Below are 7152 nucleotides of genomic sequence, written 5' to 3' on the forward strand. Positions count from 1 at the left end.
AGTCAGATGATGAAATTCCGCGTGAGATAGCCAGAAGCAATGTGGAAATGTTGCCGCCTCAGATTAGGGCGCATACGATGTTCACTACTCTTCCCAGTGGACATAGAGGGATGAACGAACATGGCACAATCATTGGAAGGTGGGTGCTTCTGTGGTGAAGTGCGCTACCGGATCACCGGTGAAGCGGTACTGCAACTCATGTGTTTTTGCAGAGATTGCCTATCGATGACCGATACAGATGGCTACGCCGGGTACATGATAAAGTCAGAAAATCTACAGCTACTGAAGGGCAAACCACGGACCTTTGAGAAGACCTCAAAGGAAGGGCGACCTGTTATCAAGCATTTCTGCGGTACCTGCGGGTCAGGCTTGTGGGGTGTGACAGCCTTCGGATTGACGAGCATTGCAGCCGGGACACTGGATGAACCAAACAACTTCAGCCCATCGAAAAAGGTTTTGCGAAAGATGCCCCCAACTGGGCCAGAGTTCCCCACCACTTGGAAAATATGTAGGGGTTTAGACTGTGGTATCACGTACATTTCTTTCTGGGAGTTGTTCCTTCTGGTGACCCGAATTGCTACGATTGTAGTTGAGGCAACAAGCAGGACATCAAGATGCGCAATGCACTCTTCTCACCCTTAGCGGCTTTGTTCCTAGGGGTCGTCATGGGCGTTGAGCCGGCTGCGGCGGCGTCACTGGGACCATATGAGGTTTTTGGAGTCGAAGACGGTGACATGCTAAAAATGCGCAGCGGACCTGGAACAGGGTTCAATGTGATCGTTGGTCTTCCAAATGGAACCGCACTACGAGTTCACAGCTGCGAGCAGACCGGTGGCACACGTTGGTGCCGCGTTTCATTGGAGCGTGCTCGTAGACTAAAGGGGTATGTCTCTTGGGCATACTTGCGGAAAATCTAATACGACGATGATCAGCGATGCCATCTTACTGTAATAATAGAATGCTGGCAGAAAAGGCCGCAGTGAAGCTTTCTTGTTGCCGGTGATGGGATCAAGCGGGAAACCACGATCGTGTTTCCGGCCCATTCCGGTCGTTCACCCACTAAACACGACGCTGCAATGCGGCCCGACAAAGCTGCCGTTCGCAGCAAGTGGTCTAGTGGCGCAAACCGACCTTTCAGTCATGGGTAAGAAAGCAACGATACAACTTGTCGAAGCAGTTGTTGGCTTCAAGCACAAACAAATGAGTCCTTCGAATGCACAGTCCGCGTCCCACAGGAGACTCTGGAACCGCAATCGAATTGCTGCCGCTGCGTTGCCGAAAATAGAGGTTGGTGCCGTGTAACAAACAATTCTCTCCCCCACGGCAAATCCTGCCAAAACAATGAGGGTTGACGATCATGAATCACGGTTATCCAACTCTAAACCATTGCCGGTGTCAAAATGCTCACAAAATCAGTCAAATAGCCCGCTGCACCTAAGTTCCTATCCCTCAACCGACAAAAAACAAATTCCTTACAAAAATTTAAGCTTTCTGAAAAGCCGGTTAAAACCTCCAGTATTTTACGAACCGCTTAGTTGATTGGTAACGAGGCGAGGGGCCTATGCTAAGTTCTGTTTTTTTATCAGTTTTGGCCGGCGTCCTTTCTGAACTTGGGCATCTGTGGTCTTCATTCCTTCTGAGTCCGGAAGGTGTTTTGACCATTTCAGCCAACAATGCCCTATACTTGGCCACTGCCTGTATTGCTGCACTAAGGTTTTTGCACAGAGGCCCCAAGAGCTCTCAGGGACCAATCGCACCGGTTTTGAACGTCAGGGCAGATCCCGAATGTCGTGTACAGCATAGGAAGGACACTCTCCCTGGGTTGGATGACACTTTGGTTGATCGGCTCTTCCTTCGCACCCAAGCCGCTCGCAGTGGCGGACACATAGTTCGACAATCCACTTCCACCATCACAGCGAGAATTGGATAGAAAATGTCGAATTCCAATAGTGATACATCGTCTGTTCTGGCCAGATTTAGCGAAAGGTTTGGCCTGGTTCAAAAACACGTCATTACCATCCCACCTGCAAACAAAGAAACTCGTCCAATCCATCAAACGCCCGGAGCGAGTCAGATCAGCAATTCCAAAGCCAAAAAGGAGCTAAACATGTCGTTGGACATTTCTAAACTAAGCGAAATCAAGGGTCTTTTGGGGGCGTGCCTCGTGGACAGCGACACAGGCCTAGTACTAGGCTCTGAGGGTGGCTCAAAATTTGATCTTGAAACTGCAGGCGCTGCGAATGTTGAAGTCGTCCGCGCCAAACTTCAGGCAATCGAAGCGCTGAAACTTAACGATACCATCGAAGACATTCTGATAACGCTTGGCAAACAGTATCATCTGGTCCGCCCGTTGGACAAAAACCCAAACATCTTTGTGTATGTCGCACTAGACAAGAAAACTGCCAATCTTGGTCTCGCCCGGCTTCAGGTGAAAGCCGTCGAAGAAACGTTGAGTCTCTAGTCTGCAACGATTTGCCAAATGGACTTAGCCATCACGTTATGGCTGGGTTCACTTACAGCGCATTCCAAACTGAAACAAGCAGGTCCAGTGGCAAAATCGGAGGGCTTAAAGTGAAGATACTCGTCGCAGAAGACGACAAAAAAACCGCCGACTTTGTCAATTCAGGACTCAGATCAAACGGTTTTAGTGTGGAGTGGTATGAAGATGGTCGGGATGCCCTGTCATATTGTCTATACAATGAATGTGACGCCATAGTCCTGGACCGCATGCTACCAGGAATGGATGGTCTTTCCGTTCTCAAAGCACTTAGGGCCGCGAAAAAACAGACCCCGGTTCTGTTTCTTACGTCGATAGGAGACGTTCAGGACAGAGTAGAAGGTTTGACCGAAGGTGCAGATGACTACCTAGTAAAGCCTTTTCATTTTTCAGAGCTGCTAGCGCGTTTAAATAGCATAATCAGGCGACAACCGCCCGATTTCTCGACAACTGAGCTTCATGTCCACGATCTATCAATGGACCTACTCAGCAGAGTCGTGAAACGGCAAGATGTGACAATAGATTTGTTGCCACGTGAATTTGCGTTGTTAGAAGTTTTGATGCGCAATACAGGCCGCGTGGTGACACGCACCATGCTTCTGGAGCAAGTTTGGGACTATAATTTTGACCCGAGTTCGACCGTGATTGAAACATACATCAGTCGTCTGAGGTCGAAGATAGACAAGCCCTTCGAGATGCCGCTTTTGCACACGTCTCGAAACGTTGGATACAGCCTTCATGGGCCGCGCTAGCATTGCCTCGAGCGCTCCAGCTTGTTTCGCCGCATTGATTGTCTGGATCATCACCGCTGTTTTCGGATATGCAGCCTATCTGGCGCTGGAAGACAAGCTCCGCTCTGACCTCGAACAACAAATCCTCGATGAAGAGCTTTTGCTTCATGAGATATTGCAGGAAGGCGGCGCTGACGCAGTTCAGCGAGCAATCGAACATTTGAATAACCCTAATCGAACCCAACTTCACGTAATCGCGCTGTTTGACCAAAACGGTTCAGCACTTGCCAGTTCAATCGCGAAAGTGCCTGATACGAACGGATGGCACGAGGTAGATCCGGATTTTGTTCAATTCGGCGGGACCGCGCCCGTCTATATGCTTCATGCGTCCGAGTATCTTGGGTATCGCACAGTAGTCGCCCGTAGCATGACATCACTTAGTCAAGCGTTGACAACACTTTGGGAAGGGCTATTGCTTCTGACGCTCGCAACAACCATGACTGTTTTAGGTCTTGGCTACTACTTCAGCTCTCAAAACTATCGGAAACTAAAGTCGGTTGAGCGAGCCCTGGAACCTCCTGTTCAAGCGAATGGTTCTATTCGTCTTCCGGTTTCGGGAAAGGGCGATCAATTCGATCGGATTTTCCAGTTGGTTAACCGACGTCTCGACTGGATTTCGAGTTTACTGAATAGCACACATGCTACTGCGGTCACAGTTGCCCGCGATTTAAAGACACCATTAACCAGTGGTTTTATCGCTTTGCAACAGGTTTACAGCGAAGTTGAGTATGGTGGCGACCCGCGATCCGGCCTCAATGAATTAGAGAGCAACCTAAAGCGCATTAGAGTTGTTTTCGACACGATCCTCAAGGTCTCGCAAATTGAGGAAGGAACGCATCAAAAGAGCTTTAAAACAGTGAACCTGAGCGCGCTCGTTGAGGGTGTTGCTGAGGCGCTGTATCCAGTTGCCGTCGATGCAGGTAAGCACATCTCGGCGGACTACAACGCCGACACGATATTGATCCGAGGCGACGAAAACATGCTGAAGCAGCTGCTCGTCAATCTTGTGAACAACTCGCTCCGGTATTGCCCTTCCGGTTCTTGGATCAGGATTTCCCTGACAGCCAAGCCCGATGTGATTGAGCTGGTTGTGACAGATAACGGTCCAGGGGTTCCGGAACCCCAAATCAACAAGATTTTTGACGCGTTTTTCCGAGCAGACGGCACAAAATATGAAGATGGCAATGGGCTTGGCCTGTCGCTTGTAAAGGCCGTTGCCACACGCCACGGCGCAATAGTCACTGCGGAAAACAATGAACCGGGCCTGCGGGTGTGTGTGAGCTTTGGAAAGCCTCGCGTCGCGGCCTGAACCTATGCGGAAGAACGGTCCACTCATAATTCGAACCACCACTTGGACAACTCAAACTAGAAAGCCCAACCTTTTGAACGGAAAAACAATGACGATGAAAACAATACTCCTAATGGCACTTTTGCCTGCGTCTGCAGCGATCGCAGACGAAACAGAATACCTATGCACGTCAGAAACCAATGGTGAAATCATCCAGGTCTTTCAGGGTGCTGACCGCTCAGAAGCGCGCCTGATTGTGCAAAACACAGAAGGCGTAGCCTCCGTCGCACACGGGCTGGACGGAGTAACATTCATCCACATCAAGACCGACGAAGTCTGGACCTTGGCGCTTCATTTCCCAACCATGACCTATGAGCTGTCCACGCACGGTGCCACATCTGTCGAAGATCACGGACAGTGCACAAAAGGTGGGTGAACAACATCGAAAACTCAATGATCCAGGGGGAAGATCGCACTATTTTTCAAAAACGTAAGGTTGATGAAAGCCGGATGGCAAGGAAACGTTGCAGAAGATGCCGTCAAGGTTGGAACTGAAACCGAATACTCGACTGAGGAAGCACTCGTTACCCTCCTGAAGGGTGCCACCGGAACCGTGAGGACACGGACCACTCACTCGCACGCTTGCTTCCCTCAGTCAAAGCAGCGCTCCCCTCCACCCCCTCGGAAGGGAGCGCTGCAAGTTCTCGGAAATCAAGGCTCCATCGGCCGCCGTATCAGGCGAGCAACACCGCACATAGTTTTTTGAAAGTGTTCGGGTGTGCTCAATCAAACGGAGCTGGGAGTTGAGAGCATTGACATTCGTGTGCTTTATTGGTCTCGCATCTCCAATGGTGCGACAAATTTAGCTAAATTCCCCATTTTCCCGCTAGTTTTTCAGCTAAAACCCTCGGATCACTCGCTTGACTGGCCAGAAAGGGTTTGCCGTTAGCCAAATCACATGCGGTCGCCACTATAATCGGATGAAAAACAAATGAAGCGCTCAAACATTGTCTCTGGAGCAGCGTTTACGACAGCGTTGTATGCAGCTGTAGTAATACTACTTTCAGTTACAGCGTTGGCTTTTTTAACGTTCGAAAGAATTCGTGGCGATTTGCAACGGGAAATGGACTCGTTGTTGATCGACGAAATGCGTTTCATTCAGGAAATTCTGGACGATAACGACAACGATTCAGATGTTGTACAAGCGATTGATGACGCGACCCTCTGGTTGCCATTCGACACCAGTTTGATTGGCCTGTTCGACAGCCAGGGGAAGCGTCTGGCGGGAAATATCGACGAATACCCGTCCTTTAGAGGATGGGGAGAAATCGAAGACGATGGTATAGATCTGGGTGGGGAAAAACGTATCCACCGTGTCAACGTGCAAACCTACCGTGGATTTGTAGTTGTGGTTGGCCGCGATCTTGCCTTTGTGAAAAGCACGCTTCGTTCGCTGGCGTGGTCTTTGGTTGCAATCGGATTTGGAGCAACGGTGTGCACTTTGTTGGTTGGGTACATCTCCAGCATAAGAACATATCGCAAACTCGATCAAATGGCGAAGACGCTAAACAAAGTCTCAAGAGGTGATGTTAAAGCGAGGCTTTCAGTCAGTAAGAACAACGATCAGATAGACCGGATTGCCCGGTTGATGAACCGACATCTCGACAACCTGACAGCTTTGATGTCCACGACTCGATCGACGGCTGCATCAATTGCACATGATTTGAAGAACCCGCTCACTCATGCTTACATCGCGCTTCAGGAAGCGAGAGACACGCTTCAATCCGAAGGTCAGCCACTAGAGGTGATCAACAATATTCAGTCTGAACTTGACCGTCTAAAATGGACCTTTGAAACTGTTTTGCGGATCAACCGTATCGAAGAAGGTAACAGTCCAAAAGCGTTCAGCTATCTAGATTTGAATAGGCTGGGTCGAGAAGCAGTCGAAACGATGATTCCACTTGCGGAGGCTAAGGGTCAAAGCCTGAATTTTGTTGAGAACCAATCAGCGCGTTCCCTGATCGAAGGCGATGAAGGTATGCTGAAACAGCTTTGCGTAAACCTTTTGCAGAACTCTATCGATCACTGCCCAAAGCATTCCAGAGTTCGCCTGCTTATTGAAAAAGAAGACGGCATCGTTACGCTCTCGGTGGTTGATGATGGTCCCGGCGTTCCCGAAAACACTCTGGGAAAGCTCTTTGTTCCTTTCTATAAGCTTAAAAGCGAACGAAATAGTGTTGGGAATGGTTTAGGACTGGCACTGGTGAAGGCTATCGCAGATCATCATTCGGCGCTCTTAATGGCTACAAACAGCTCACCCGGATTGACGGTCTCGGTTCGATTCGACGTAGCGTAGCAACGGAACAAGTATCGCTTCTGCGTCGGGTTTTGATGGCTCACCCCACACGTCTAACGGACCTTGCGCAAGCATAGCTGATTTACTCGAACCGGTTCCGGCCCATACCTGAGCTACTCCCCAATGTTTGGACAGATTTCGGTGTAATTTAAGCTACTTTTTGCTCCTGCTGATCGGTTTGGATTTCTTCTTTTCTCAGCCAATAGACCACGGCTGGGGG

7 protein-coding genes are annotated in these 7152 nt (G+C 49.6%); all 7 read left to right on the forward strand.

Annotated elements, in window-relative coordinates:
- The first annotated feature begins 120 nt into the window (after window positions 1–120).
- Window positions 121–642 carry a GFA family protein gene (locus tag ACR0AP_RS17350; protein ID WP_480508197.1) on the forward strand — a complete coding sequence of 174 codons (522 nt, stop codon included), beginning with the start codon at window positions 121–123 and terminating at the stop codon, window positions 640–642.
- A complete protein-coding gene (locus tag ACR0AP_RS17355; RefSeq protein ID WP_480508199.1) occupies window positions 615–917 on the forward strand; it encodes an SH3 domain-containing protein in 303 nt (100 codons plus the stop codon). Before ACR0AP_RS17350 ends, ACR0AP_RS17355 begins: the two co-directional genes overlap by 28 nt.
- Before the next feature lie 1016 nt (window positions 918–1933).
- Window positions 1934–2461 carry a roadblock/LC7 domain-containing protein gene (locus tag ACR0AP_RS17360; protein WP_480508201.1) on the forward strand — a complete coding sequence of 176 codons (528 nt, stop codon included), beginning with the start codon at window positions 1934–1936 and terminating at the stop codon, window positions 2459–2461.
- 110 nt (window positions 2462–2571) lie between these two features.
- Window positions 2572–3249 carry a response regulator gene (locus ACR0AP_RS17365; protein ID WP_480508203.1) on the forward strand — a complete coding sequence of 226 codons (678 nt, stop codon included), beginning with the start codon at window positions 2572–2574 and terminating at the stop codon, window positions 3247–3249.
- Window positions 3236–4597 (forward strand): sensor histidine kinase, encoded by a 1362-nt coding sequence (locus ACR0AP_RS17370; RefSeq protein ID WP_480508205.1) that lies wholly within the window; start codon window positions 3236–3238, stop codon window positions 4595–4597. The genes ACR0AP_RS17365 and ACR0AP_RS17370 overlap by 14 nt, the downstream gene beginning before the upstream one ends.
- 88 nt (window positions 4598–4685) lie before the next feature.
- Window positions 4686–5012, forward strand: coding sequence for a hypothetical protein (locus ACR0AP_RS17375; RefSeq protein ID WP_480508207.1), 327 nt, complete (start codon window positions 4686–4688; stop codon window positions 5010–5012).
- Between the two features lie 555 nt (window positions 5013–5567).
- Complete coding sequence (locus tag ACR0AP_RS17380; protein WP_480508209.1) at window positions 5568–6932, forward strand: sensor histidine kinase; 1365 nt, start codon at window positions 5568–5570, stop codon at window positions 6930–6932.
- Window positions 6933–7152 lie beyond the last annotated feature (220 nt).

The organism is Ruegeria sp. AF7 (assembly GCF_056541885.1).

Bases quoted from the DNA above. Each gene is read 5' to 3' on its own strand.
- ACR0AP_RS17350 (WP_480508197.1), top strand. From the start codon at position 121: ATGGCACAATCATTGGAAGGTGGGTGCTTCTGTGGTGAAGTGCGCTAC.
- ACR0AP_RS17355 (WP_480508199.1), top strand. From the start codon at position 615: ATGCGCAATGCACTCTTCTCACCCTTAGCGGCTTTGTTCCTAGGGGTC.
- ACR0AP_RS17360 (WP_480508201.1), top strand. From the start codon at position 1,934: ATGTCGAATTCCAATAGTGATACATCGTCTGTTCTGGCCAGATTTAGC.
- ACR0AP_RS17370 (WP_480508205.1), top strand. From the start codon at position 3,236: ATGGGCCGCGCTAGCATTGCCTCGAGCGCTCCAGCTTGTTTCGCCGCA.
- ACR0AP_RS17375 (WP_480508207.1), top strand. From the start codon at position 4,686: ATGACGATGAAAACAATACTCCTAATGGCACTTTTGCCTGCGTCTGCA.
- ACR0AP_RS17380 (WP_480508209.1), top strand. From the start codon at position 5,568: ATGAAGCGCTCAAACATTGTCTCTGGAGCAGCGTTTACGACAGCGTTG.